At 73.3% G+C, this 24178-nt stretch carries 21 protein-coding genes and 2 pseudogenes; 9 read left to right on the top strand and 14 right to left on the bottom strand.

Annotated elements, in window-relative coordinates; genetic code table 11:
- Positions 1-12: 12 nt before the first annotated feature.
- The gene (locus O7627_RS09120; RefSeq protein ID WP_278093051.1) at positions 13-840 is read right to left on the bottom strand and encodes an alpha/beta hydrolase; all 828 of its coding nucleotides are present in this window, start codon (positions 838-840) and stop codon (positions 13-15) included.
- A gap of 133 nt (positions 841-973) precedes the next feature.
- On the opposite strand from O7627_RS09120, the gene O7627_RS09115 reads away from it, so the two are divergent.
- Positions 974-1948, top strand: a complete 975-nt coding sequence (locus O7627_RS09115; RefSeq protein WP_278093050.1) for a helix-turn-helix domain-containing protein — start codon at positions 974-976, stop codon at positions 1946-1948.
- Positions 1949-2024: 76 nt separating this feature from the next.
- Here the strand turns inward: O7627_RS09115 and O7627_RS09110 are convergent, their stop codons facing one another.
- From O7627_RS09110 to O7627_RS09075, 8 genes and pseudogenes are all read right to left on the bottom strand, one after another.
- Positions 2025-3326, bottom strand: coding sequence for a hypothetical protein (locus O7627_RS09110; protein ID WP_278093049.1), 1302 nt, complete (start codon positions 3324-3326; stop codon positions 2025-2027).
- A gap of 211 nt (positions 3327-3537) precedes the next feature.
- Positions 3538-3909: a hypothetical protein gene (locus O7627_RS09105; protein ID WP_278093048.1), complete on the bottom strand. Its 372-nt coding sequence runs from the start codon at positions 3907-3909 to the stop codon at positions 3538-3540.
- A 117-nt stretch (positions 3910-4026) separates the two neighbouring features.
- Complete coding sequence (locus O7627_RS09100; protein ID WP_278093047.1) at positions 4027-4728, bottom strand: DUF998 domain-containing protein; 702 nt, start codon at positions 4726-4728, stop codon at positions 4027-4029.
- A 94-nt stretch (positions 4729-4822) separates the two neighbouring features.
- Positions 4823-5848: an ROK family protein gene (locus O7627_RS09095; protein ID WP_278093046.1), complete on the bottom strand. Its 1026-nt coding sequence runs from the start codon at positions 5846-5848 to the stop codon at positions 4823-4825.
- Between the two features lie 127 nt (positions 5849-5975).
- Positions 5976-6158, bottom strand: a complete 183-nt coding sequence (locus O7627_RS09090; RefSeq protein ID WP_278093045.1) for a hypothetical protein — start codon at positions 6156-6158, stop codon at positions 5976-5978.
- Between the two features lie 44 nt (positions 6159-6202).
- Positions 6203-7360 (bottom strand): cystathionine gamma-lyase, encoded by a 1158-nt coding sequence (locus O7627_RS09085; protein ID WP_278093044.1) that lies wholly within the window; start codon positions 7358-7360, stop codon positions 6203-6205.
- Complete coding sequence (locus O7627_RS09080; protein ID WP_278093043.1) at positions 7357-8352, bottom strand: NAD(P)H-dependent glycerol-3-phosphate dehydrogenase; 996 nt, start codon at positions 8350-8352, stop codon at positions 7357-7359. The genes O7627_RS09085 and O7627_RS09080 overlap by 4 nt, the downstream gene beginning before the upstream one ends.
- A 134-nt stretch (positions 8353-8486) precedes the next feature.
- A pseudogene (locus O7627_RS09075) lies at positions 8487-9170 on the bottom strand (lysophospholipid acyltransferase family protein); the annotation flags it as partial.
- Positions 9171-9310: 140 nt separating this feature from the next.
- Here O7627_RS09075 and O7627_RS37150 point away from each other — a divergent pair.
- The 5 genes and pseudogenes from O7627_RS37150 to O7627_RS09050 all read left to right on the top strand — a co-directional run.
- Positions 9311-10036, top strand: a pseudogene (locus tag O7627_RS37150) (NTP transferase domain-containing protein); the annotation flags it as partial.
- Between the two features lie 48 nt (positions 10037-10084).
- Positions 10085-10282, top strand: a complete 198-nt coding sequence (locus O7627_RS09065; RefSeq protein WP_278098224.1) for a cold-shock protein — start codon at positions 10085-10087, stop codon at positions 10280-10282.
- A 302-nt stretch (positions 10283-10584) separates the two neighbouring features.
- Positions 10585-12783, top strand: a complete 2199-nt coding sequence (locus O7627_RS09060) for an RNA degradosome polyphosphate kinase (protein ID WP_278098223.1) — start codon at positions 10585-10587, stop codon at positions 12781-12783.
- Between the two features lie 26 nt (positions 12784-12809).
- Positions 12810-14342, top strand: coding sequence for a CYTH and CHAD domain-containing protein (locus O7627_RS09055; RefSeq protein WP_278093042.1), 1533 nt, complete (start codon positions 12810-12812; stop codon positions 14340-14342).
- Entirely contained in the window at positions 14339-15235 is an 897-nt protein-coding gene (locus O7627_RS09050) for an NUDIX hydrolase (protein ID WP_278093041.1), read from the top strand. Before O7627_RS09055 ends, O7627_RS09050 begins: the two co-directional genes overlap by 4 nt.
- Here O7627_RS09050 and O7627_RS09045 read toward each other — a convergent pair whose 3' ends face one another.
- Positions 15236-16270: a DUF418 domain-containing protein gene (locus O7627_RS09045; protein ID WP_278093040.1), complete on the bottom strand. Its 1035-nt coding sequence runs from the start codon at positions 16268-16270 to the stop codon at positions 15236-15238.
- Between the two features lie 147 nt (positions 16271-16417).
- Here O7627_RS09045 and O7627_RS09040 point away from each other — a divergent pair, with 147 nt between their 5' ends.
- Entirely contained in the window at positions 16418-17569 is a 1152-nt protein-coding gene (locus O7627_RS09040) for a histidine kinase (protein ID WP_278093039.1), read from the top strand.
- Positions 17566-18246 (top strand): response regulator transcription factor, encoded by a 681-nt coding sequence (locus O7627_RS09035; RefSeq protein ID WP_278093038.1) that lies wholly within the window; start codon positions 17566-17568, stop codon positions 18244-18246. Before O7627_RS09040 ends, O7627_RS09035 begins: the two co-directional genes overlap by 4 nt.
- 24 nt (positions 18247-18270) lie before the next feature.
- On the opposite strand, the gene O7627_RS09030 is transcribed toward O7627_RS09035, so the two are convergent.
- The 4 genes from O7627_RS09030 to leuC all read right to left on the bottom strand — a co-directional run bounded on the left by O7627_RS09030 (position 18271) and on the right by leuC (position 23296).
- Positions 18271-20292 carry an endonuclease/exonuclease/phosphatase family protein gene (locus O7627_RS09030; RefSeq protein ID WP_278093037.1) on the bottom strand — a complete coding sequence of 674 codons (2022 nt, stop codon included), beginning with the start codon at positions 20290-20292 and terminating at the stop codon, positions 18271-18273.
- Positions 20293-20425: 133 nt separating this feature from the next.
- The gene (locus tag O7627_RS09025) at positions 20426-21022 is read right to left on the bottom strand and encodes an HU family DNA-binding protein (protein WP_347404704.1); all 597 of its coding nucleotides are present in this window, start codon (positions 21020-21022) and stop codon (positions 20426-20428) included.
- A 217-nt stretch (positions 21023-21239) separates the two neighbouring features.
- Positions 21240-21827: a 3-isopropylmalate dehydratase small subunit gene (gene leuD / locus O7627_RS09020; RefSeq protein ID WP_278093035.1), complete on the bottom strand. Its 588-nt coding sequence runs from the start codon at positions 21825-21827 to the stop codon at positions 21240-21242.
- 14 nt (positions 21828-21841) lie between these two features.
- Positions 21842-23296 carry a 3-isopropylmalate dehydratase large subunit gene (gene leuC, locus O7627_RS09015; protein WP_278093034.1) on the bottom strand — a complete coding sequence of 485 codons (1455 nt, stop codon included), beginning with the start codon at positions 23294-23296 and terminating at the stop codon, positions 21842-21844.
- A 49-nt stretch (positions 23297-23345) separates the two neighbouring features.
- Between leuC and O7627_RS09010 the strand changes: the two genes are divergently transcribed.
- Positions 23346-24032: an IclR family transcriptional regulator gene (locus tag O7627_RS09010; RefSeq protein WP_278093033.1), complete on the top strand. Its 687-nt coding sequence runs from the start codon at positions 23346-23348 to the stop codon at positions 24030-24032.
- Positions 24033-24178: the final 146 nt, after the last annotated feature.

Genomic DNA, 24178 nt, shown 5'->3' with positions numbered 1-24178 from the left:
GGGTCCCCCTTCTCAGAAGGTACGCAGGAAGGCGAGCAGGTCGTCGGAGAGCTGCTGCTTGTGGGTGTCGGTGATGCCGTGCGGCGCGCCCGCGTACACGGTCAGGGTTGCGTTCTTGATCCGCGCGGCGGACGCCTTGCCGCCCACCTCGAACGGGACGACCTGGTCGTCGTCGCCGTGGATAACGAGCGTGGGTACGTCGAAGGCGTCCAGGTCGGCACGGAAGTCGGTGGCCGAGAAGGCGGCGATGGACTCGTACGCGTTGCGGTGGCCGGCCTGCAGGCCCTGCCGCCAGAAGGCGTCCCGGATGCCCTGCGACACCTGGGCGCCGGGGCGGTTGAGGCCGAAGAACGGGCCGTCGGCGAGATCGCGGTAGAGCTGGGAGCGGTCGGCGAGCGAGCCGGCGCGGATGCCGTCGAAGACCTCGATCGGCAGGCCGTCGGCGTTGTCGTCGGTGCGGAGCATGAGCGGCGGTACGGCCGAGACCAGCACCGCCTGGGCGACGCGGGCGGTGCCGTGCCGGCCGAGGTAGCGGGCCACCTCCCCGCCGCCGGTGGAGAAGCCGACGAGGGTGACGTCACGCAGGTCGAGCGTCTCGATCAGGGTGGCCAGGTCGTCGGCGTAGGTGTCCATCTCGTTGCCGGCCCAGGTCTGGGTGGAGCGGCCGTGTCCGCGCCGGTCGTGGGCGATCGCGCGGTAGCCGTGTTCGGCGAGGTGGAGCTGCTGCGCCTCCCAGCTGTCGGAGTTGAGTGGCCAGCCGTGGCTGAGCACGACGGGTCGCCCCTCGCCCCAGTCCTTGTAGTAGATCTGGGTGCCATCGGCGCTGGTGACGAACGGCATCGGGTGCCCCTTCCTGGCGAGCCGCTGAACACGGTCGCGTAACACTTCGGTGCGAACCTTAGGAGCGGGGCACGTCCCGGGTCCGGCTGTGCGTGCACCGTCGTTGGCTCTGACTGCACATTGGGCGGGGTAGATGGGTTTTGTGCTGGACACGGCGGAGATTGCGCCGGGTGACCGGGTCGAGGCGGTCTACGCGGCCGTCATGCAGGCGTCCGTACCGTCGTACGTGATCCACGAGGACCCGGACGGCGACGTCCGCACCCGGCTGGAGGTGTGGGACCTGGGCAGCGCGAACGTCTTCATCGCCAGGTCCACCGGGTTGCAGCTGCTGCGTACCGCCAAGCAGGCCCGGCAGGACGCGGCGCCGGTGGTCGCGCTCTCGGTGCAGCTGCTCGCCGACGGGCGCCACGAGCAGCTCGGTCACCGGCAGATCGTGCGGCCCGGCTCGCTGATGATGATGGATCTCTCCTCGCCGTACGACTTCTCGTGGTCCGGTGAGGGGGCGGCCGGCTGCCTCCAGATCCCGATCGACCAGGTCGGGCTCCCGGTCGACGTGATCCGCCGGGCGGCGGCGAACCTGCCGGCCAGTCCGCTGTACGAGCTGGTCACCGACCACGTCTCTCATCTGGTGCGGGACGCCGCGCGGCTCGGCACCGACCCGGCCGCGCCGGCGCTCGGCCGGGCCAGCACCGAACTTGCCCGCGCCCTGCTGGTCTCGGCCGCCGCGCACGCCGGGCCGCACACCCGGGAGGTGCTCGCCGAGACCCTGCTGACCCGGATCCGGGCCTATGTCCGGCAGCACCTGACCGACCCCGACCTGCGCCCCGCCGGCATCGCCGCCGCGCACAACATCTCGCTGCGCTACCTCTACAAGATCTGCACCCAGGCCGACCTCAGCCTCGAACAGTGGATCATCGGGGAGCGGTTGCAGGGCGCCCGGGAGGAGCTGATGCGGCCGGAGAGCGGCCGCCTGACGATCGCGGTGGTCGCCCGCCGGTGGGGGTTCGTCGACCCGACGCACTTCACCCGCCGGTTCCGTGGGGCGTACGGCCTCAGTCCGAGCGAGTGGCGCCGGGTGGCCGCGCAGTCGCGGCCCGGTCCGGGCTGAGGTTCGCGGCTGACGCGGCCGCCTGACCGACCCCCGACTCAGCCGGCGCGGCTGAGCCAGGGGTCGGGAGCCCTGGTCAGCCGACGCTGACGCGGGTGGTGGTGTCGGTGATGAGGTTGCGGACGAACACGTCGGGCCGGCTGTTGGTGTCGCCGGCGACGAGGTTCGTGGCGGCGGAGCTGAAGATGACGAACTCGGCGCTGGCGCTGATCCGGGCCTCCCACACGTCGGCGTTGGCCTGGCTGCCGTCGGCGGCGAGGCTGACCCGGGTGGTGGTGCCCGCCGACCGGTCCCGGATGAAGACGTCCATCGCCCCGTTGGTGTCACCCGGAACCAGGTTGGTGGCGGGCGACCGGAACGCCACGTACCGGCCGTTGGCGCTGATCCCCAGCGGCGTCGAGCCCTGGTTGGCCTCGGCTCCGTCGTGGGCCACGCTGACCCGGGTCGTGGTGCCCTGGACGGTGTTGCGGACGAACACGTCGGTGGCGCCGTTGGTGTCGTCGTCGACGAGGTTGGTGGCGCCTGAACTCATCAGCAGCACCCGGCCGTTGCGGCTGACCGCGGCGGTGTAGGTGGGCGCGTTGGCGGGTTGCTCGTCGGAGGAGACACTCGCCGATTCGGTGGTCCCGGTCTGCAGGTCGTGCCGGATGCTTGTCCATTGTGGTCCACCGGCGGGCGCCGGCAGGTTGAAGTCGTACGCGGCGAAACCGCCGTCCGGGCTGAGGAACGGGAACCAGGCGGGCGCGATCGACTGCTGCGGGATCTCGACGACCAGCCCGGTGGTCTGCTGGTGACGGTCGCGCAGGTAGATGTTGCGGACGCCGGGGACGGTGCCGCCCGGGATCAGGTTGGTGGCGGCGGACTGGAACAGCACGTACCGGCCGTCGGCGCTCAACCCCGCCAGACCGCTCCAGTTGTTGGCCTGGGTGCCGTCGGTGGCGACGTTCACCAACTCGGTGGTCTGCGCTTCGATGTCGCGCAGGAAGACGTCGTTGATGCCGTTGGTGTCGTTGGCCACCAGGTTCGTGGCTGTGCTGGTGAACGCCGAGTAGCGGCCGTTGCTCGACAGGTGGACCGGCCCGAGGATCGACCCGTTGGGCGCTCCGGCAACGCCGACGGCGTCGACCAGTTCGGTGACCCCCTGCCCGAGGTCCCGCCGGTAGATGTGGCCGCCGCTGAGGGTGGTGCCGGGCAGCAGGTTCGTCGCGTACGAGGTGAAGAGTGCGTACCGGCCGTTGGCGCTGATGTCCGCGGCCGACGAGGCGTCGTTGGCCTGGATGATCGGGTCGTTCGCGGCGCGGGCCGGCGCGGTGATTCCGAGCGGAACGAACAACGCCGCCGCGAGCAGGGCGGCGGCGGGGCCTCGGCGGCTTGTCATGAGCGGCATGCATCCTCCACAAGGGATGTCATTTCGGAAGGCAGACTGGGAGACCTACCGATATTACTCAAGGTCATCGAGCGATCGCCGTCCGCTCAGCAAGTCCAACCGGAAGTCTATGGGATGGGACCGAGTGAGGCGGCCCGACTCGGCCGGCTGCCGGATGGCAGCGACCGGGCGGGCCGCCCCTTCGATGTGGACGCCGGACGGGTCAGCCGGCCTCGGCGGCGGCGCGCTGCGCGGCCTCCTGCTGGGAGCGGAGCGCGACGGCGCGGGGTGGGGCCTTCATCCCGACGACCACGTCGACGATCTCGATGTAGCGGGCCTTGGCGCCCATCCGGAACTCGGTCGCGGCGTTGTGGATCTCCTCAAGGGAGTCGGCCTCGACCATTGTGACCTGGTCGTACTTGCCGGTGACCCCGGCGCACACGACGTGGGTGAGCTGCTTGGAGAACTTCGCCATGTCCCGGGCGTGCGCCTCGGAGACCTCGTGGATGCCGTCGCGACCCAGCGCGAAATACTCCGGGCTGATCTTCATGAACAGGAAGCCGACGTACTTGTTCTTCTCGGCGAGTGCGTGCATGGTGCCCCTTCCGGCGGAGCGGGACAGCTCCGTGACCTCGAAGATTCACGCTGAGTGTAAGAGTGTGAACAGATGGTCACAAGAACCCGGTCACCGCCTGTCGCTGACAGCTAGCTGTCAGCTTTCCGGCATCCCCGACACCCGGTACAGCCGGGCGGCAAACAGCGCCAACAGGACCACCTCCACAGTGACCAGTAGCCGCTGGACCAGGCCCATCATCATCCGCTCCGCCGGGAACGCCACCCACCACAGCGCCACCAACCCGCCGACGGCGACCCAGGCCAGCGCCCGCAGCCGGTTCAGGCCGGACCGCCAGCGCGGGTCCGCCGCCAGCCGCCGCACCGCCACCAGTACGGCCACCGGCAGACTGACGAACGCGGCCACCGACACGTACCGGTGCACGTACCCCTGGGTGCTCAACTCGGTGACCAACGGGTCCGGATCGGTCGGCACGATGGCCGCCGCCATCAGCCCGAAGCACCAGACCAGCAGCAACAGGATCGGCAGCCGGCCGACCGGCGCCCGGACCGCCCGCAACCCCAGCGGCAGCGCCAGCGAGGTCGCGCCGAGGACGAACATCGCCCGCTCCATCGGTCCACCCCGGTTGGAGACGGCGAAGTCGCTGATGGTCATCGACAGGACGTCCAGATCCGGCGCGGAGCCGACGTGCGCCCAGACGGTCAGGACCGCCGCGAGCACCGCCCCGGCCAGCACCGTGGCCGCGAGCGGCCGGGCCCCCCGCCCGACCACCCGCCCCACGGCCCCCGTACCCACCGTCGAGTCCGCACGCGCTGCCCCGGTCACCGTCGCCTGACTCATACCGTTGAGCGTGCGCCAGCAGGCAGGGTCGGCGGATCCGGTCACAGCCCGGAACGGTCCCTGACTTACGGTTCAGGGAATCCCCGGGTAGGGGTCAGCTGGCGAGGGTCTTCCACGCGGCGATGGCCACGCCCCGGGCGCCGGCCATGTCCAGGTCCGGCACCAGGGCGAAGGTGGCGACCGCCGCCTGCTCGGCGCGGAGCGTGGTGTGCTGGCGGACCCGGTCCAGGAACCACCGCCGGAACTCCGCCGACGCCTCCACCACACCCCCACCCACGAAGTACGCGTGCGGGTCGGTGAAGTTGGCCGCCACCGTGAAGAGCCGCCCCAGCGCCATCGCCTGCTGTTCGAAGATCTGCAGCGCCATCGGGTCGCCGTCGACGCCGTACTGGCGGACCAGCTTGGCGGCCCGGCTGACCGAGCCCACCGTGCCCAGCGGGTGGTTGGCGTACCGGGTCAGCCAGTAGGGCAGCAGGTTGCGTTCGATCCCGACCAGCGACGCGACGCTCTCCGCGTCGGCGACGAACCCGCAACCGCAGTACGGCAGCGGCTGCCCCTCACCGAGCAGGCCGTGCATCGGGATGTGCACGTGGCCCAGTTCGCCGGCCATCCCGGCGGCGCCGGAGACCACCTGGCCGCGCTCCACCACGCCGCCGCCGAGACCGGTGCCGACGATCGCGGCCACCGACGAGCGGGCCATCGCCTCGGCCCCGAAGTGGGCGTGGTGGGCGTAGAGGGCGGCCGCGTTCCCGTCGTTGTGGTAGATCACCGGCAGGCCGATCCGGTCGGCCAGGGCGCCCCGGAAGTCGAAGCCCCACCAGGCGGGCTGGGAGAAGTTGGTGGCCCCCCGGGACGAGATCACCCCGGTCGCGCTGGCCGGGCCGGGGGTGTCCAGCCCGACGGCGCCGACCCGGTCCCGGGGCACCCCGGTGAGGGCGAGCACGTTCTCCATCGCCTCGGCGAGCGCGGCGACCGCCGCCTCCGGCCCCTCCTGCACCCGGCTGGGGGTCTCCACCAGCCGGTCCACCAGGAACTTCCCGTTCGCGTCGAGGACGGTCGCGTTGTTGCTGTTGCCGCCGTTGTCGAGCCCCACGACGACCGGTGCCGCTGTGCCTTCCATCGTTCCCTTCCTCGCGGACCCCGCATGGTCGCACCACTCTGCCCCATGATCGTGGCCCCCCACTACCCCCGGCCGGGCAGGAACAGTCCACGAATCATCGGATGCCGGGCCGGGACCAGCCGCCGGGTCAGCCGCCGGCCCCGGGCACGGCGACGACGAGTGCGCTGCCGGGTTCCGCGGACAGGGTCGCCGTGGCGAGTGGCCGGTCGGCCGGGCCGCCGAACTCGCCGGCGTACTCCCGGTCGACCTTCCTCGGTGGCGACCACCCTGGCCTGCTCCTCGAACGCGGCGGCCACGATCGTAAGGACATCTGGCACGCGATTCAGGCTCCAGGCGTGCTCGATGTCCTGACGATCACGGGCTGTCTGCTCCGGCGCCGGGTGGCGGGGCCGCGGTCAGGGCGGTGGTGAGGTCGGTGAGGAGATCCTGGGGGTCCTCGATGCCGCAGGAGAGGCGGACGAAGCCGTCGGGGGTGTCGTCGCCCCACTGGGCGCGCCGGTCGGCGGTGGTGTGCAGGCCGCCGAAGGAGGTGGCCGCGAAGATCAGCCGGGAGGCCCGCAGGAACCGGGCCACCCGGTCGGCGTCGCCCAGATCGAAGCCGACGATGCCGGGGATGCGGCGCATCTGCGCCGACGCGACCGGGTACGCCGGATCGTCGGGCAGCCCCGGCCAGCGGACCGCGTCCACATCGGAGCGTTCGGCCAGGGCGCGGGCGATCGCCTCGGCGTTGGCGCTCTGCCGGGCCAGCCGCAGATCCAGGGTGGCCAGCGAGCGGTGCGCCAGCCAGGCGTCGAATGCCCCGGGGATGCCGCCGGTGGTGTTGCGCCAGGCCCGCAGCCGGTCCAGCAGCGCCGGGTCGCGGGTCGCGACATAGCCGAGCAGCAGGTCGGAGTGGCCGGTCAGGGCCTTGGTGCCGGAGGCCACCACCAGGTCCGCCCCGAGATCCAACGGGCGCTGGCCGAGCGGGGTGGCGGTGGTGTTGTCGACCGCCACCAGCGCCCCGGCGGCGTGCGCGCGGACCGCCAGGTCGGCCAGGTCGACCACGTCCAGGCCCGGGTTGGCCGGGCTCTCGACCAGGATCAGCCGTACGCCGTCCAGCGGCGGGTACGGGCCGGCGGTCGGCGCGAAGTCGACGGACACCCCCATCGAAGCAAGCGTCGAGGTGGCGAAGCCGCGCACCGGGTAGTAGCCGTCGGCCGGCAGCAGCACCCGGTCGCCGGGGCGCAGCATCGCCAGCAGCGCGCCGGTGATGGCGGCCTGACCGCTGGCGAAGGCGAGACAGTCGCCGCCCTCCAGCTCGCCAATGGCCGCCTCCAGCAGCCGCCGGGTCGGGTTGTCCGGCCGGCCGTAGCCGTTCGGGTGCGCTGCCGGGCCACGCTCCGGGTCCAGGTGGTAGGGGGCGGCGAGGACCGGGCCGGGCAGGAACGGCTCGCCGGGCGCCGGCTCCGGCAACCCGGCGTGTACGCAGCGCGTGCCGTCGCCGTACCCCTGGTTGTGATCTTCGGTGGTCATTCGGGGCGCGGCTTCCGGTTCATCAGCAGGGCCATCGCCGTGCGCGGGTCGACGCCCTCGTGGCAGACCCGCTCGACCTGTTCGGTGATCGGCATCTCCACGCCGTGCGCGCGGGCCAGGTCCCGGATCGCCAGGCAGCTCTTCACTCCCTCGGCGGTCTGCCGGGTCGCGGACTGGGCCTGCTCCAGGGTCTCCCCCCGGCCCAGGTGCTCGCCGAAGGTGCGGTTGCGGGCCAGCGGCGACGAGCAGCTCGCCACCAGGTCGCCGAGTCCGGCCAGGCCGGCGAAGGTGAGCGGGTCGGCGCCGAGCGCCACCCCGAGCCGGGCCGTCTCGGCCAGCCCCCGGGTGATCAGGGTGGCCCGGGTGTTGTCGCCCAGCCCCATCGCGCTGGCCATCCCGTACGCCAGGGCGATCACGTTCTTGACCGCCCCGCCGAGCTCGCAGCCGATCACGTCGTCGTTGGTGTACGGCCGCAGGTAGCTGGTGAAGATGGAGTGCTGCACCTGGGTGGCCCGGTCCATGTCGGTGCAGGCGACCACGGTCGCGGTCGGCTGCTCGGCGGCGATCTCCGGCGCCAGGTTCGGGCCGGAGACCACCGCCACCCGGTCCAGCGGCACCCCGGCGATCTGGACGATCACCTGGCTCATCCGCATCGTGGTGCCCAGCTCGATGCCCTTCATCAGGGAGACCAGGGTGGCGTCGCCGTCGATGAACGGCGCCCACTCGGCGAGGTTGCCGCGCAGCGTCTGGGACGGGACGGCGAGCACCACCAGGTCGGCCCCGGAGATCGCCGCGCGGGCGTCCGGGGTGGCGGTGACCCCGTCCGGCAGCACCAGGCCGGGCAGGTACTCCTCGTTGCTGCGGGTGGTCCGGATCTGCTCGGCGATCCGCTCCCGGCGGGCCCAGATCACCACCTCCCGGCCGGCGTCGGCGAGCACCTTGGCGAACGCCGTGCCCCACGAACCGGCACCGAGTACGGCCACCTGGCTCATGCGGTCGCCCCATTGGTGCCGGGCCGGCCGTTGGCGCGCTGCCCCGGGCCGCGCTGCCCGGTGCCGGGCTGCCCCGGACTGGGCCGCTCTGCGCTGGCCTCACCGTCGGGGCGTTGACGGGCGACCGGGGGTGCCCACAGCGGGGGTGGGGTGCCGCCGCGGATGCCGGCCAGCAGGTCGCGCAGTCGCAGCATGATGGTGTCGGTCATCTCGTCGAGGATGGCCTTGGTGGGGGTCTGGCCGGACCACCGGCTCAGGTCGACAGGTGGACCGGCGGCCACGGTGACCGGCAGCCCTGGCCGCAGGTTGATCCGCTTGGTGCGCGGGTCGAAGTACTGCTCCGGTCCCCACATCGCGACCGGCACCACCGGGGCGCCGGTGGCCAGGGCGAGCCGGGCCGCACCGGTCTTGCCGCGCATCGGCCACAGGTCGGGCTCCCGGGTGGTGGTCCCCTCCGGGTAGATCACCACCGCACCGCCGGCGGCCAGGGCCGCGATCAGCGTCTCCAGCGACTTCGCGGCGTCGATGGAACCCCGCTCGACCGGGATCTGCCACGCCTTGCGGAGCAGCCAGCCGACCACCGGAACCTTGAACACGCTCGCCTTGCCGAGATACTGCGGCCAGCGGCCGGCGTCGTAGATGAAGTGCGCGGAGGCGAGCGGGTCGGCGTGCGAGATGTGGTTGCAGACGATGATGACCGGACCCTCCTGCGGCAGGTGTTCCATGCCGCGCCAGGTACGCCGCATCCAGACCACCAGCGGCGGCTTCACCAGCACCACGGCCAGCCGTCGCCAGAATCCCAGCCTGCGCCGTGCCACTGTGCCTCCTCGTTCCCCAGCTCGGCGCCGGCCCCCGGGCGCCGAGCGGCGCCGCCGCCCGGCGCCCGCAGCGAAATCATGCCTGCTCCGGCCGGGCAGGGCCAGCGAGGGGCAGCCCGCCGGGCTGGCAGGATTGCTCCGTGCCGTCCTCGTCACGCCCCGCCGCCGCCTCCCGCGCCGGGTCCGGCTGGACCGTGGTCGTACCGGTGAAGCGGCTGGACGTGGCGAAGAGCCGCCTCCGCGGCGCCCTGGCCGGGGTGCCGCACGAGCGGCTGGCGCTGGCCCTGGCGCTGGACACCGTCGCCGCCGCCCTGGCCGCGCCGGGCGTCGGGGAGGTGCTGGTGGTCACCGGCGACAGTACCGCCGCCCGCGCGCTGGCCGGCCTCGGCGCGCGGACCGTACCCGATCCGCCCGGCGCCGGGCTCAACCCGGCGCTGCGGCTCGGCGCCGCGCACGGCGGTGGCCGTCGCCCGGTGGCCGCGCTCACCGCGGACCTGCCGGCGCTGCGCCCGGCCGAACTGGCCGCCGCACTGGCCGCCGCGTGGGACGAACGCTCGGCCGCAGGCTCTGGCACGTGGTCGGACGCGGGTCCGGAGCCGGGGTTGGACGCGGGATCGGTCGCGCGGTCGGGTGGGCGGGGCCCTGCCGGGCGGGGTGACCGGTGGTTCGTGCCGGACGCGCCGGGTACCGGGACGGTGCTGTTGACGGCCGGGCCGGGGGTGCCGCTGGACCCCCGGTTCGGGCGCGACTCGGCCGCCGCGCACGCCGGCTCGGGGGCGCTGGCGCTGGCTGGTGAGTGGCCGAGCCTGCGCCGGGACGTGGACACCCCGGCCGACCTGCTCGCCGCCGCCCGGCTGGGGCTGGGCCGGCACACCGGCCCCCTGCTCGCCGCGGCGGCGGGTACGGTGCTGGGCATGCAGGGCACGGTGGCGACCTACGACGAGCGGACCCGGTCCGGCACGCTGCTGCTCGACGACGGCGCCGAGCTGGCCTTCCCCCGGGCCGCGTTCGACGCCTCCGGGTTGCGGCTGCTCCGCCTCGGCCAGCGGGTACGCATCGAGCGCGACGATTCCGGCGAGGTGTCGCGGATCACCCTGCCCACCTTCCCGTGAGGCGGGACTCGGCGGCCGGTGCCAGCAAGTTCATTTTGCGTTAACCGTGTTCGGGTGATGATTGGCGGGTGACCACCCCTCCCGCTCGCCGCCCGTCCCGCGCCCAATCCGACACCCGGGCCGACACCGCCCAAGCCCCCGCCGACCCGCCCCCGCCGGACCGGGCCGATCCGGCCGTGGAGCCCGTCGAGGCCGTGCCCCGGGCCCGGGGCAGCGCCGCCGGCCGGTCGGCCGAGCCGGACCGCCGGCGGGGGGCCGATGGCCGGTTCGTCCCGAACAACGGCGACCGTCCCGATGCCACCCTGAACGGGGCTGATGCGTCCGGAGCCAGCCCGGACGGGGCCAGCCCGGACGGGGCCAGCCCGGACGCGGCCAGCGCGGCCTCCAGCGGGTCCGCCGGGAGCGACGAGCCGCCGGCGCCACCGGAGCCGCTGCCCGCTGACCGGTTCCTCAACCGGGAGCTGTCGTGGCTCGACTTCAACGCCCGGGTGCTGGCGCTGGCCGAGGACCGCGACACCCCGCTGCTGGAGCGGGCGAAGTTCCTGGCGATCTTCGCCAGCAACCTGGACGAGTTCTACATGGTCCGGGTGGCCGGGCTCAAGCGCCGGATGCAGGCCGGCCTACCGGTCCGCGGCGGCGACATGATGCCGACCCGGACCCAGCTGGCACGGATCTCGGAGAAGGCCGCCGACCTGGTCGCCCGGCACGCCGCCTGCTTCGTCGAGGACATCTCGCCCCGGCTGGCCGCCGAGGACATCTCGATCATCCGCTGGGCCGACCTGGCCGCGCCGGAACGGGAGCGGCTGCGCGGCTACTTCCGGGCGCACATCTTCCCGGTGCTCACCCCGCTGGCGGTCGACCCGGCGCACCCCTTCCCGTACATCTCCAGCCGGTCGCTGAACCTGGCGGTGGCGGTCCGCGACCCCGACGGCGGGCCGGAGCTGTTCGCCCGGGTGAAGGTGCCCAACAACGTGCCCCGGTTCGTCCGGGTCGAGCAGGACGCACCCGGCGAGCGGTTCCTGCCGGTGGAGGACCTGATCGCCGCCCACCTCGGACAGCTCTTCTCCGGCATGCAGGTGGTCGAGTGCCACCTGTTCCGGGTCACCCGCAACGCCGAGGTGGAGGTCGACGAGGACCGCGACGAGGACCTGCTGCAGGCCCTGGAACGGGAACTGGCCCGGCGCCGGTTCGGGCCGCCGGTCCGGCTGGAGGTGGCCGCCACCATCTCCGACCACGTGCTGGACCTGCTGGTCCGCGAGCTGGACATGAACACCCAGGACGTGTTGCGGGTGCCCGGCCTGCTCGACCTGTCCAGCCTGTGGCAGGTGTACGAGGAGTGCGACCGGCCCGACCTCAAGGAGCGGCCGTTCGTGCCGGCCACCCACCCGCGCTTCGTCGAGGGCGAGGTGCCGCGCAGCGTCTTCGCCACCCTGCGCGACGGCGACATCCTGGTGCACCACCCGTACCACTCGTTCGCCACCAGCGTGCAACGCTTCATCGAGCAGGCCGCCGCCGACCCGAACGTGCTGGCCATCAAGCAGACCCTCTACCGCACCAGCGGCGACTCGCCGATCGTGGACGCGCTCATCGACGCGGCGGCGGCCGGCAAGCAGGTGGTGGTGCTGGTCGAGATCAAGGCCCGGTTCGACGAGATCGCCAACATCGGCTGGGCCCGGGTGCTGGAGCGGGCCGGCTGCCACGTCGTATACGGGCTGGTCGGGCTCAAGACGCACTGCAAGACCGCGCTGGTGGTCCGCCAGGAGGGCAACCAGATCCGCCGCTACTGCCACATCGGCACCGGCAACTACCACCCGAAGACCGCCCGGCTCTACGAGGACTTCGGCATGCTCACCGCCGACCCGGAGGTCGGGGCCGACCTGACCGACCTGTTCAACGTGCTCACCGGCTACAGCCGGCAGACCGCGTACCGGCGGCTGCTGGTCGCCCCGCAGGGGGTACGCAGCGGGCTGATCGAGCGCATCGAACGGGAGGTCGAACACGTCCGGCTCGGCGTACCGGGGCTGGTCCAGATGAAGGTCAACTCGCTCGTCGACGAGGCGATCGTGGACTCGCTCTACCGGGCCTCGCAGGCCGGCGTCCACGTCGACCTGGTGATCCGGGGCATGTGCACGTTGCGGCCCGGGGTGCCGGGGCTGTCGGAGAACATCCGGGTCCGGTCCATCCTCGGCCGGTTCCTGGAACACTCCCGGATCTTCCGGTTCGGCAACGGCGCCGCAGACGACGCCGCCGAGTTCTGGATCGGCTCGGCCGACCTGATGCACCGCAACCTGGACCGCCGGGTGGAGGCCCTGGTCCGGGTCACCGACCCGATCGCCCGGGCCGAGCTGGACCAGGTGCTCACGATGGCGATGAGCGACGAGGTGGACGCCTTCGACCTGGCCGCCGACGGCACCTGGAGCCGGCGGGCCGCCGAACCCGACACCGAGCTGGTCAACCTGCAGGAAGGGCTGCTGCGCCGGGTCGCCGGCACGGTGAAGTGACCGACATGCGCGGATAGGCTGGCCGGATGCTGGAGGAGGAACGCAAGTACGAGGTGACCGAGTCGTTCGAGCTGCCGGAGCTGACCGGCGCGCTCCCCGAGGGCGGACGGGTGGTGACGCTGCCTCCGGTGACCCTCACCGCGACCTACTACGACACCCCGGACCTGCGGCTGGCCCGGGCCGGGGTGTCGCTGCGGCACCGCAGGGGTGACAAGGCGCCCTGGACGGTGAAGCTGCCGGCCGACTCACCCGGCGTCCGGCACGAGATCTCCCGGACCGGCAAGGCGAAGACGATGCCGGCGGAGCTGGCGGCGCTGGTCACCGCGTACTCGCGGGGGGTGGCGCTGGCCCCGGCCGCGGTGGTCCGCAGCGTGCGGCGCGGGTACGAGCTGCGCGACGCCGACGACCGGCTGCTCGCCGAGATCGCCGACGACGCGGTGTCGGTGCTCGACGAGGGCAAGAAGGTCCGATCCGGGTTCCGGGAGCTGGAGGTGGAGCGCAAGGCCGGCGACCGCGACCTGCTGGACACGGTGCAGGCGCTGCTGACCGACGCCGGGGCGGTCGCCGGCGGGTTCGTCCCCAAGCACGTCCGGGCGCTCGGCGAGGCCGCATCGGCGCCGCCGGACCTGGTCGCCCCCGGCGAGCTGCCGGCCGACCCGACCGCCGGGGACGTGGTCACCGCCGCGATCCGGTTCGGCGCCGGCCGGCTGCTGTCCCACGACCCGCTGGTCCGGCTGCGCGCCCCGGTCGGCGACGACGACACCGCCGTACACCAGATGCGGGTCGGCTGCCGGCGGCTCCGCAGCGACCTGCGTACCTTCCGGTCGCTCGTCGATTCGGACTGGGCCGACCCGCTGCGCGCCGAGTTGAAGTGGCTGGCGGACGTGCTCGGCGGCGCCCGCGACGCCGAGGTGCTGCGGGCCCGACTGCGCCGCACCGCCGCCGCCGACCCACTGGCGCCGCTGGACGACGCGGCCGTCGACCGGATCGACGCGGTGCTGGCCGCCCGGCAGGACGCCGCGCTGGCCGCGGTCGACGAGGCGCTCGCCACCGACCGCTACGCGGCCCTGGTCGAGTCGCTGGTCGCCGCCACCCGGGCCCCGAAGCTGACCGGCCGGGCCGACCGGCCGGCCGGCGAGGTGTTGCCGAAGGTGGTCGCCAAGCCGTGGCACCGCCTCACCGACGGTCGCGACGGGATGGACGGGGCCGGCGACCTGGACCCGGCCGCGCCCGACGAGCGGTGGCACCAGGTCCGGATCAACGGCAAGAAGGCCCGGTACGCGGTGGACGCGGTCGCCCCGGTGCTGGGCGGCGGCGCGGCGAAGCTGGCGAAGGCACTCGGCCGGGTTCAGAATCTGCTCGGGGAGCACCAGGACGCCGCGGTCGCCGCGGAGACCTGGCTGTCGGTCGCGGCCACCGACCCGGCCGACCACGCGATGGCGGTCACCGCCGGGCGGCTGGTCGAGCGGGAACGCGCCGCGATCCACCGCGTCCGGGCCGATTTCCCCGCGGCCTGGCGCCGCGCCGCGAAGGGATCCAGTACCAAGTGGCTGCCATGACCGCACCGGTCCGGGCGGCGGGCGGGGTGGTGTGGCGGCCCGCCGCCGATGGCGACGTGCTGGTCTGCCTGGTGCACCGGCCGCGCTACGACGACTGGTCGCTGCCGAAGGGGAAGCTGGAGCCCGGTGAGCATCCGCTGCTCGCCGCCGTCCGGGAGGTCGCCGAGGAGGCCGGCGTGTACGGCGTACCGCAGGTGCGGCTGCCGGGTACCAGCTACCGGACCCGCGACGGGCAGCCCAAGGTGGTCGACTACTGGTCGATGCGGGTGGCCGGCAACGGCGGGTTCCAGCCCGGCACCGAGGTCGACGGGGTGCGCTGGCTGACCGTGCACGACGCGGTCGAGCTGGTGAACTACCCGCACGACGCGCGGGTACTGCGCGACTTCGCCGCCCTGCCGCCGGTCACCGCCGTGCTCGGACTGGTCCGGCACGCGCACGCCGGCAAGCGGGCCACCTGGTCCGGGCCGGACACCGCCCGCCCGCTGGACGCCGTCGGCTGGGCGCAGGCCCGCTCGCTCGCCCCGGTGCTGGCGGTGCTGCGGCCGGGGCGGCTGCTGTCGGCCTCGGCCCGCCGCTGCGTGCAGACCCTCGATCCGGTCGCCGAGTTGCTGGACCTGCCGATCGAGGTGGACTCCCGGTTGGACGAGCCGGAGCCCGGCCAGCACCCGGACGAGAACGCGCTGGTGGCGGCGGCCCGGCTGGTGGAGCTGGCCGCCGAGCAGGCCACCGCGGTGCTGTGCAGCCAGGGCAAGGTGATCCCGGACGCGTTGGCCCGACTGGTCGGTGACGGCCGGCGCGACCACGCCACCGACAAGGGCACCGGCTGGCTGCTCGCGTTCGCCGGCGACCGCCTGATCGGCGCCGACCGACTGGCCGGCGCCGCCGAAGCCTGACTACCGTCCCACCCCTTCGGCTTGGCGGATCGGCACCCACCGCCACCAGGTCAGGCAACGCCACAGCCACTCCAACGGCCCGTACTGGTACCACCGCAGCCAGATCGGGCTCCAGGCCGCCTGGATCACGGCGATGCCGACGCCGACCGCCACGACCAAGGCGTAGTCGGTCCGTTCGCCGATTCCCAACGCGGCGTCCGCCGCGAGGATCAGCGCGCTGGCCAGGATGTAGTTGGTAAGCGCCAGCTTGCCCATCGGCGCGAACACCGCGTCCAGCGGCCGGCGCAGCGGCGTACGCAGTAGCAGCGTACGCAGTAGCAGGAGGAACCCGGTGACGTAGAGGAACGCCACGGCCAGGCCGGCCTGCAGCGTCACGACCCGCGCCTCGGGTCCGACGCCGTACCGGTACTGCAGTACGGCGGCGACCGTGGCGAGGGGCGCGGCGACCGCGAATGCAACCGCGAGCTGCCGGCCGCGCCGGCCCAGGGTGTCCGGTATCCCGTATCCGGTGAGCGCCATACCGACCAGGAACAACCCGGGGATGGTCGCCACCCCGCCGATCAGCGCACTGCCGGCCAGGGTGAGCACGGCCCCGCCCCAGAGCAGCCAGCGCCGGGACAGGTAGGTCGCCGGCAGGACCAGCAGGCCGGCCACCGCGTAGAACTTGAGCACCTCGCCCGGCTGCAGCAGGCTGTGCAGCGCGCCGAAGACGGCGAGCCAGAGCAGCCGGCGCACCAGCACCAGGCGGGGCCGGTCGGCCCGGCGGGCGGCGGTGCGCAGGAAGATGGCGAAGCTGACGCCGAACAGCAACGAGAAGATCAGGAACGGGCGCTGGAAGAAGAGCAGCTCGAACAGGTAGGCGTCCGGGTGTTCGCGGGCCGGCCCGGCGGCCCAGGGCATGCCGGTCATCTGCACGATATTGACCATGACGATGCCGGCGAGGGCGAAGCCGCGGAGGGCGTCCAGTTCAGCGATCCGCCGGCTGCGGTCCGGCGGCGCGGTGGTGGCGGCATCACGGGCCGGGGTCGACTGCATGCCTCGATGGCATCAGGGCGACCGTGGCCGCCGGTAGCGCGATACGTCGCGTCGGCACCCTACTTTCGTCGCCCGCCCGCCATCGGTAGGTCGCGATCCGGGCCGTCGGCCGGGACGGGAACCGGGACCGGTGACTACCGTGACGGCATGGTGAGCGCACGGCAACGCCGGTTGCGGGCGTACGCGGTCGACGTCGCGGTGGTCGTGGCCGTCGCGGGGGCCGGCGCCACGCGCGAGATCATCGACCCCAACCTGGCCACCAAGCACCTCGCCGCACCGACCTGGGTGTACGCCGCCGCGCAGGTGCTGGCCGCGCTGCTGCTGTTGCGCCGCCGTACCAACCCCGAGGCGGTCGCCCTCGGTGTCGCCGGGCTCAGCCTGTTCGCGCCGGCGGCGGCGGTCTTCTTCGCACCGTACGCGGTCGCCGCGTACGGCCGGCACCGGTGGCGGGCAGGACTGACGATCGCCGTCCTGCTGGGCTGCTGGGCCGTTGGCGCGCACGCCTGGAGCATTGACGATCCGGTCTCCGCGCCGGCTCTGATCCTCGGGTCGGCGGTGCTGGGCCTTTACCTGCGGGCCCGGCGCAACCTGCTGGTCGAGTTGGCTGAGCAGGCCCGCACCGACGAGCGTCTGCGGCTGGCCCGGGAGATGCACGACGTGGTGGCGCACCGGGTCAACCTGATGGTGCTGCAGGCCGGGGCGCTGCGGGTGTCCACCACCGACCCCCGGGTCCGGTCCGCCGCCGAGGAGCTGCGGGCCACCGGCTGCCGGGCGCTGACCGAACTGCGCGAGGTGATCGGCGTGCTGCCCGGCGGCACCGGCGGACCAGACAGCGCCGGTTCGGCCGACAGCGCCGGTTCGGCCGACAGTGCCGGTTCGGCCGGCGTGGACGCGGGCGGTCGGCTCGACGCGTTGGTCGCCGAGTCGCGGTCGGTCGGCCTGCCGGTGCGGCTCGACGTTACCGGTGACCCGTCGCTGGCGGCGGGGACGGTGCGCCGCACTCTGCACCGCCTCGTGCAGGAGTCGCTCACGAACGTACGCAAGCACGCGCCGGGCTCCGACACCACCGTCGCCGTCTCGTACGCCGCCGATGGGGTCCGGGCGTCGGTCCGCAACGCCGCTCCGCCCGACCCGCCCGACGCCGACCTGGTTGGCAGCGGCACCGGCCTGGGGCTGCTCGGGTTGCGGCACCGGATCGAGATGATCGGTGGGACCCTGGCGGCGGAACCGACGTCGGAAGGCGGCTTCGCGGTCCAGGCGACCCTGCCGGTGCTCGGGCCGACGGGTCGGGACCGGTGACGCCCCCGCCGGTGACGTCCGGTCGGGTGATCCGGGTGCTGCTGGTCGACGACGAACGCATCGTCTGCGCGCACCTGCGGACGATCCTCGGTGCGGCGCCGGACCTGGCGGTGGTCGGCGAGGCGTACGACGGCGCCGACGCGGTCGACGCCGTCATCCGGCTGCGGCCCGATGTGGTGCTGATCGACCTGCGGATGCCGGAGGTCGACGGGCTGACCGCGATCGAACGGATCGCCGGGTTCGACTCGCCACCCCGGATGATCGCGCTGACCACGTTCGACGTCGACGCGTACGTGGTGCGGGCGCTGGCCGCCGGGGCCGCCGGATTCCTGCTCAAGTCGACCCCGCCGGAGGACCTGCTCGATCTGGTGCGGGTCGCCGCGGCCGGACATACCGTCCTCTCCCCGGCCGCCGCCGGCCGGCTGGTCGAGGCGGCCGGCGGTCCGGCCGAGTCCCGCCGCCGGGCCCGGGATCTGGTCGCCACGCTGACCGGGCGGGAGACCGAGGTGCTGGCGTTGCTCGGTGCCGGCCGGTCAAACCAGCAGATCGCCCGCCGCCTGCGGCTGTCCGAGGCGACCGTCAAGGGCTACGTCTCCCGGCTGCTGGTCAAACTGGGCTGCGACAACCGCACCCAGGCGGGGCTGCTCGCCCATCAGGCAGGTCTGGCCGAGGGCTGACCGCACCGGGTGGTCGGTGGTCGGTCAGGCCGGCGGCAGGGTGAGGGTGACCGCTACCGCGAGGTGGTCGGAGGCGGTGCCGGCCGGTGCGACCGGGTCGGCTGCCGCGATCCCCGGCGAGGTCAGCACGTGGTCGATCTCCTGCTCCGGTACGTCGGAAGGGCTGGTCGGCAACGGCCGGCCGGCGGCCAGCGCGTCGACCAGGCCGGCACCGCGCAACGCCTCGAAGGCCGGCTCGCCGGGCTCGGTGTTCAGGTCGCCGGCCACCACCAGCGGCCGGCCGGCGGCGAACCCGGTGGCGAACCCGGCCAGTTCGCGGGCCTGCGCCACCGGGCCGTTGCCCGGCGGCGGTTGCAGGTGGGTGGCGACCACCACCAGGTCCCGACCGCCGAGGTCGACCACCACGGCGAGCGCCTGTGCTCCGGTGGGGGCGCCCACCGGATCGAGTCGCCGGGTCCGGGACTCCCGCACCGGCAACCGGGTCAGCACGGCGTCGCCCCAGACCGGGTCGGCCGCGGGCGCGAACCGGTAGGTCATGCCGAGCCGGCGGGCCAGCAGGGTGAGCGTGTCGTGGCCGCCGTTGAGCAGCCAGGCCCGGTCCACCTCGCTGAGCGCCACGATGTCCGGCCGCTGCCCGGCGATGGTCCCGGCCAGCCCGGCCAGATCGAAGCGGCCGTCCAGCCCGAACCCCATCCGGATGTTGTACGCGACCAGCCGCACCGAACCGGCTGCCGGGTCACCGGCCGCCGCCACGGGTTCGCCGGCCCGGCCGGGCGTGACAAGGGCACCGGCGATCGTGAGCACCGCCGCGACGCCCGTCAGGACCATCCTCCGGCCGTCAACGGCCCCGGTGGTGGGGGCGGTGGGCGTGGCGGGCGATCGCAGCGCGAGCGTGGCGATCAGCGCCGCGACGGCGGGCGGCACCCACTGGTTGGGGTAGCCGAGGTCGTAGGCGGCGTAGTGAAGCACCGCCCCGACGGCGAAGACCAGCATCCCGCCCAGCACCGCGTAGCCGCGCCCGGCGGACCGTGCGGATCGTTGCCGCCTGGCACCGACCTGGTCCGCACCGGAGCGACCGGCACGGGTTCCGGCCCCGCCGCCGGCACCGGACATGGCCAGGCAGCCGCCGAGGCCGGCGGCGGTGGTCAGGATCGCCGGGGCGAGCGCGGTCGGCCAGCCGGTGACGAACAGCGCGCTGCCCGCCACCAGCAGCACCGGCGGCAGCCAGCGCCACGGTCCGGGCCGGTTGCGGGCCAGCCCGAGGTGGATCAGCAGGGCGACCGCCGTCGCGCCGAGCAGCCCCGGCAGCAGATCGCCGTGCGGCGGGGGTTGGGCCACCGCCGTGCCGCCGGCCGCCGCACCGCCCGTACCGGCGAGGTAGGACAGCGCCACGTTCGCCAGGCCGGGTGACCCGGCCACCATGCCGACCAGCAACAGGCTCGGGCCGAGCAGAAACCACGACACCCGACCATCCACCTCGGCAACCGGTCCAGCCGCGGCCGGATCGCCGTCGTCGGCCGGATCGGTGAATGCGCGGCCGCCGCTGGTGGCCTGCAGGGCCACCAGGGCAGGTGCGGCGGCGCCGGCCACCAGCCAGGACCACAGCCCGCCGCGCCAGGCCAGGTCGTAGGTGTCCGCGGTGGTGTGCAGGATCACCGGCGCCGCCAGGCCGAGCAGCAGCCCCGGCACCGGGCGCGGCGTGGTGGCGGCGGTGGCCGCCAGCCAACAGAGCCCGGCGAGCAGGCCCACGCTGGCCAGATAGAGCTGGAGTTGGCCGCCGGGCGGACCGGCCAGGGCCAGCCGGCAGCCGGCCAGCAGCACCGCGGCCAGCAGCCCCACGGCTCGGACGCCGGCGACCCGGATCAGCGCGGGCGCCCCGAACGCCACCACGAACCAGGAGAGCGCGAACGCGCCCATCAGCTCGGCGGGGGTGCTGGCGGCCTGCCCGAAGATGGTGATGATGGCGGGTAGCCAGACCCGCAGCACGTCGGTCAGGAGCGTCACGCCGAGGGCGAGCAGGGCAATCGAGAGGTACGAGCGGCGCACCGGCACTCCCCGGGACGAGGGACGTGAGGTGGGTCATTCTCGTGTTCGCCCCGGGGTCCGGACAAGGTCCGGGACGCGGAAAGGGTGCCCCCGAGCCGGGGACACCCTTTCTCGCCTACCGCCAACCGGCGCCTCAGCGTCGGGTGGTGGCCTTCTTCGTCGCGGTCTTCTTGGCGGGCGCCTTCTTGGCCGCCGCCGACCGGGTGGTGGTGGCCTTCGCCGCGGTCTTCTTGGCGGCGGCCGTCTTCTTGGCGGTCGCGGCCGTCTTCTTGGCCGCGGCCTTGGTGGCGGTCGTCTTCTTGGCCGCCGTGGCCTTGCCGGCGGTCTTCGTCGGGGCGGCCTTCTTGGCCGTGGTGGCCTTCTTGGTCGCCGCCGCCTTGGTCGCCGTCGACCTGCTGGCGGTCGACTTCGCCGCCGCCGCCGTCTTCTTCGCCGCCGAGGTGGCCTTCGGCACCTTGCCGCTGGCCACCATCTCCTTGAAGCCAGCGCCCGGCCGGAACGCCGGGACGGATGTCTTCTTCACCTTGACGGCTTCACCGGTACGCGGGTTGCGCGCTGTTCGCGCCCCACGGACACGCTTTTCGAACACTCCGAAGCCAGTGATGGCCACGCGGTCGCCCTTGGTCACCGCCGCCTGAACCTCGGTGAGGACCGCGTCGAGCGCTGACGTCGCCGTCTTCCGGTCCCCCAGGCGAGTGGTGAGCGCCTCGATGAGCTCGGCCTTGTTCACGAGTTCCCTCCCATATGTGCAACTAGACTCATCGCGAGCCATTCTGCGCGCACGGTATGCCCTGTGCCGCCAAGACACAAACATCTGCTCGAAAAAAACCATTGTGTCGTAACGGATTCGCCCCCGCCGGGCGCTCGGAGTAGCCGGGAAGGTGTTGACCGGCAGGCAATCCGGGCGCTGGCGGGGGCGAAACGGGCCCCTGGGGAGGTCCCCCGGGCTATCCGACGACGGGCAGGAAGGGCAGCCGCCGGCCCTCGTAGGAGGTGATGTCGGGCTCGTGGCGGAGGGTCAGTCCTATGTCATCCAAGCCCTCCAGCAGCCGCCAGCGGCTGAAGTCGTCGATCGGGAAGGACCAGGTCGACTCCCCCACCCGGACCTCGCGGGCGGTCAGGTCGATGGTGACCGGGGTGGCCGGCTCGGCCTCCACCCGCTCCCAGATCTCCTCGACGGCCTTCAATTCCAGCTCGACCGGGAGGAGCCCCTCCTTGAGCGAGTTGCCGCGGAAGATGTCCCCGAACCCGGGGGCGATGACGGACCGGAAGCCCCAGTCCCGCAACGCCCACACGGCGTGCTCACGGGATGACCCGGTGCCGAACTCCGGCCCGGCCACCAGAATCGACGCCCCTGAATAGGAGGCATCGTTGAGGACGAATGCGGGATCCTCCCGCCAGGCGCTGAACAGGCCGTCGGCGAAGCCGGATCGCGTTACCCGCTTGAGATACACGGCCGGAATGATCTGGTCGGTATCCACATCGGAGCGTCGGAGTGGCACCGCGGTGCCGGTGTGAACGGTGAACTTTTCCATGTCCGGTCAGCCCTTCACAGATCGGCCGGAGCGGCCAGCCGGCCGATCACGGCGGTGGCCGCGGCGACCGGCGGCGACACCAGATGGGTACGCCCGCCCCGGCCCTGCCGGCCCTCGAAGTTGCGGTTGGAGGTGGAGGCGGCCCGCTCCCCGGGGGAGAGCGTGTCGGGGTTCATCCCCAGGCACATGGAGCAGCCGGCGAACCGCCACTCGGCGCCCGCGTCGGTGAAGATCTTGTCCAGCCCCTCGACCTCGGCCGCCTCGCGTACCTTGGCCGAGCCGGGGACCACGAGCATTCGTACCCCGTCGGCGACCCGGCGGCCGCGCAGCACCTCGGCGGCGGCGCGCAGGTCCTCCAGCCGCCCGTTGGTGCAGGAGCCGACGAAGACCACGTCCACCGGCACCTCGCGCAGCGGCGTGCCGGGGCGCAGGTCCATGTACTCCAGCGCCCGGCGGGCGGCGGCCTGCTCGCCCTCGGTCACGAACTCCTCCGGGTCCGGCACGACCGCGCTGAGCGGGGCGCCCTGGCCGGGGTTGGTGCCCCAGGTGACGAACGGCGAGATCCGGCTGGCGTCCAGGAACACCTCGGTGTCGAAGGTGGCGCCCTCGTCGGTGGGGAGCGTGCGCCAGTACTCCAGCGCGGCGTCCCAGTCGGCACCCTGCGGCGCGTTGGGCCGCCCCTTCAGGTAGGCGAAGGTGGTCTCGTCCGGCGCGATCATGCCGGCCTTGGCGCCCCACTCGATGGACATGTTGGCGATCGTCATCCGGCCCTCCATGGAGAGCGAGCGGATCGCCTCGCCGCGGTACTCCACGATGTGGCCGCGCCCGCCGCCGGTGCCGACCTGGGTGATGAGCGCCAGCACCAGGTCCTTGGCGGTGACGCCGGGAGCCAGTTCGCCGGTGACCGTGACGGCCATCGTCTTCGGGCGACTCTGCGGCAGCGTCTGGGTGGCCAGCACGTGTTCGACCTCACTGGTGCCGATGCCGAACGCCAGCGCGCCGAACGCGCCGTGGGTGGCGGTGTGCGAGTCGCCACAGACGATGGTCAGGCCCGGTTGGGTGAGCCCGAGCTGCGGCCCGATCACGTGCACGATGCCCTGGTTGTCGTCGCCGAGCGGGTGCAACCGGATGCCGAACTCGGCGCAGTTGCGGCGCAGCGTCTCGATCTGGGTCCGCGAGGTCGGGTCGGCGATGGTCAGCAGGTCGCCGCGGCGGGACGAGAACGCCGGGTCCGCGTACCCGGTCGGGGTGTTGTGGTCCTCGGTCGCGATCGTCAGGTCGGTGCGCCGCACGCCGCGGCCGGCCATCCGCAGCCCGTCGAAGGCCTGCGGGCTGGTCACCTCGTGCAGCAGATGCAGGTCGATATAGAGCAGATCCGGCTCGCCCTCGGCGGATCGCACCACGTGAGCGTCCCAGACCTTCTCGGCCAGGGTCCTGGGCGACGTCGGGTCGGGAGTGACTCCCACCATCTGGACATCCTAAATTCTGGGAGGTATGTTTCGGCTTGTGGGACACAGTATGAGCGGTGTCGGCGTTCTCGACAAGGCGGTGGTCATCCTGGCCGCCTGCGTCGACGGCGCCAGCCTCGCCGAACTCGTCGACCGGACCAAGCTGCCCCGGGCCACCGCACACCGGCTCGCCCAGGCCCTGGAGATCCACCGCCTGCTCGTCCGTGACACCCACGGCCGCTGGCGCCCCGGACCGCGACTGGGCGAGTTGGCCAACGCCGCCCCCGACGTGCTGCTGACCGCCGCCGAACCGCTGCTGGCCGCACTGCGCGACGCCACCGGCGAGAGCGCGCAACTCTACCTGCGCCGCGCCGACGAACGGATCTGTGTGGCCGCCGCCGAGCGGGCCAGCGGACTGCGTGACACCGTGCCGGTCGGCTCGGTGCTGCCGATGACGGCGGGCTCGGCGGCCCAGGTGCTGCTCGCCTGGGAGCCGCCGGAGGCGGTGATGCCGCTGCTGCCCCGCTGCAAGTTCACCGGCCGCACCTTGGCCGAGGTACGCCGGCGCGGCTGGGCGCAGAGCGTCGCCGAACGGGAGTCGGGGGTGGCAAGCGTCTCCGCCCCGATCCGCGATCGCACCGGCCGGGTGATCGCCTCGGTGAGCGTCTCCGGCCCGATCGAACGACTCGGTCGCCGCCCCGGCGACCGGCACGCGATGGCCGTCGTCCGCGCCGGCCAACGCCTCAGCGGCCTCTGACCCCGCACCACCGCGGCCGGCGCCTGTTGCCCGCCGGTCGCTTTCCGTGCCCGCGTGGAAGCGGGAATCCGTGAAGTGCCGTGCGGGGGCCGCGGGCGTGGGCATAATCGAGGTGCCGCCCGGTGTGCCCGGGAACAGAACCGGCG

It is taken from the genome of Solwaraspora sp. WMMD1047 (assembly GCF_029626155.1).
Taxonomy (GTDB): Bacteria; Actinomycetota; Actinomycetes; order Mycobacteriales; family Micromonosporaceae; genus WMMD1047.
This window is presented reverse-complemented; position numbering and strand designations above follow the sequence as displayed.

What these genes read in the sequence shown, in the direction of transcription:
- O7627_RS09120 (WP_278093051.1), bottom strand. Translation starts at nt 840, where the DNA reads ATGCCGTTCGTCACCAGCGCCGATGGCACCCAGATCTACTACAAGGAC.
- O7627_RS09115 (WP_278093050.1), top strand. Translation starts at nt 974, where the DNA reads ATGGGTTTTGTGCTGGACACGGCGGAGATTGCGCCGGGTGACCGGGTC.
- O7627_RS09110 (WP_278093049.1), bottom strand. Translation starts at nt 3,326, where the DNA reads ATGACAAGCCGCCGAGGCCCCGCCGCCGCCCTGCTCGCGGCGGCGTTG.
- O7627_RS09105 (WP_278093048.1), bottom strand. Translation starts at nt 3,909, where the DNA reads ATGCACGCACTCGCCGAGAAGAACAAGTACGTCGGCTTCCTGTTCATG.
- O7627_RS09100 (WP_278093047.1), bottom strand. Translation starts at nt 4,728, where the DNA reads ATGAGTCAGGCGACGGTGACCGGGGCAGCGCGTGCGGACTCGACGGTG.
- O7627_RS09095 (WP_278093046.1), bottom strand. Translation starts at nt 5,848, where the DNA reads ATGGAAGGCACAGCGGCACCGGTCGTCGTGGGGCTCGACAACGGCGGC.
- O7627_RS09090 (WP_278093045.1), bottom strand. Translation starts at nt 6,158, where the DNA reads ATGTCCTTACGATCGTGGCCGCCGCGTTCGAGGAGCAGGCCAGGGTGG.
- O7627_RS09085 (WP_278093044.1), bottom strand. Translation starts at nt 7,360, where the DNA reads ATGACCACCGAAGATCACAACCAGGGGTACGGCGACGGCACGCGCTGC.
- O7627_RS09080 (WP_278093043.1), bottom strand. Translation starts at nt 8,352, where the DNA reads ATGAGCCAGGTGGCCGTACTCGGTGCCGGTTCGTGGGGCACGGCGTTC.
- O7627_RS09065 (WP_278098224.1), top strand. Translation starts at nt 10,085, where the DNA reads ATGCAGGGCACGGTGGCGACCTACGACGAGCGGACCCGGTCCGGCACG.
- O7627_RS09055 (WP_278093042.1), top strand. Translation starts at nt 12,810, where the DNA reads ATGCTGGAGGAGGAACGCAAGTACGAGGTGACCGAGTCGTTCGAGCTG.
- O7627_RS09050 (WP_278093041.1), top strand. Translation starts at nt 14,339, where the DNA reads ATGACCGCACCGGTCCGGGCGGCGGGCGGGGTGGTGTGGCGGCCCGCC.
- O7627_RS09045 (WP_278093040.1), bottom strand. Translation starts at nt 16,270, where the DNA reads ATGCAGTCGACCCCGGCCCGTGATGCCGCCACCACCGCGCCGCCGGAC.
- O7627_RS09040 (WP_278093039.1), top strand. Translation starts at nt 16,418, where the DNA reads ATGGTGAGCGCACGGCAACGCCGGTTGCGGGCGTACGCGGTCGACGTC.
- leuD (WP_278093035.1), bottom strand. Translation starts at nt 21,827, where the DNA reads ATGGAAAAGTTCACCGTTCACACCGGCACCGCGGTGCCACTCCGACGC.
- leuC (WP_278093034.1), bottom strand. Translation starts at nt 23,296, where the DNA reads ATGGTGGGAGTCACTCCCGACCCGACGTCGCCCAGGACCCTGGCCGAG.
- O7627_RS09010 (WP_278093033.1), top strand. Translation starts at nt 23,346, where the DNA reads ATGAGCGGTGTCGGCGTTCTCGACAAGGCGGTGGTCATCCTGGCCGCC.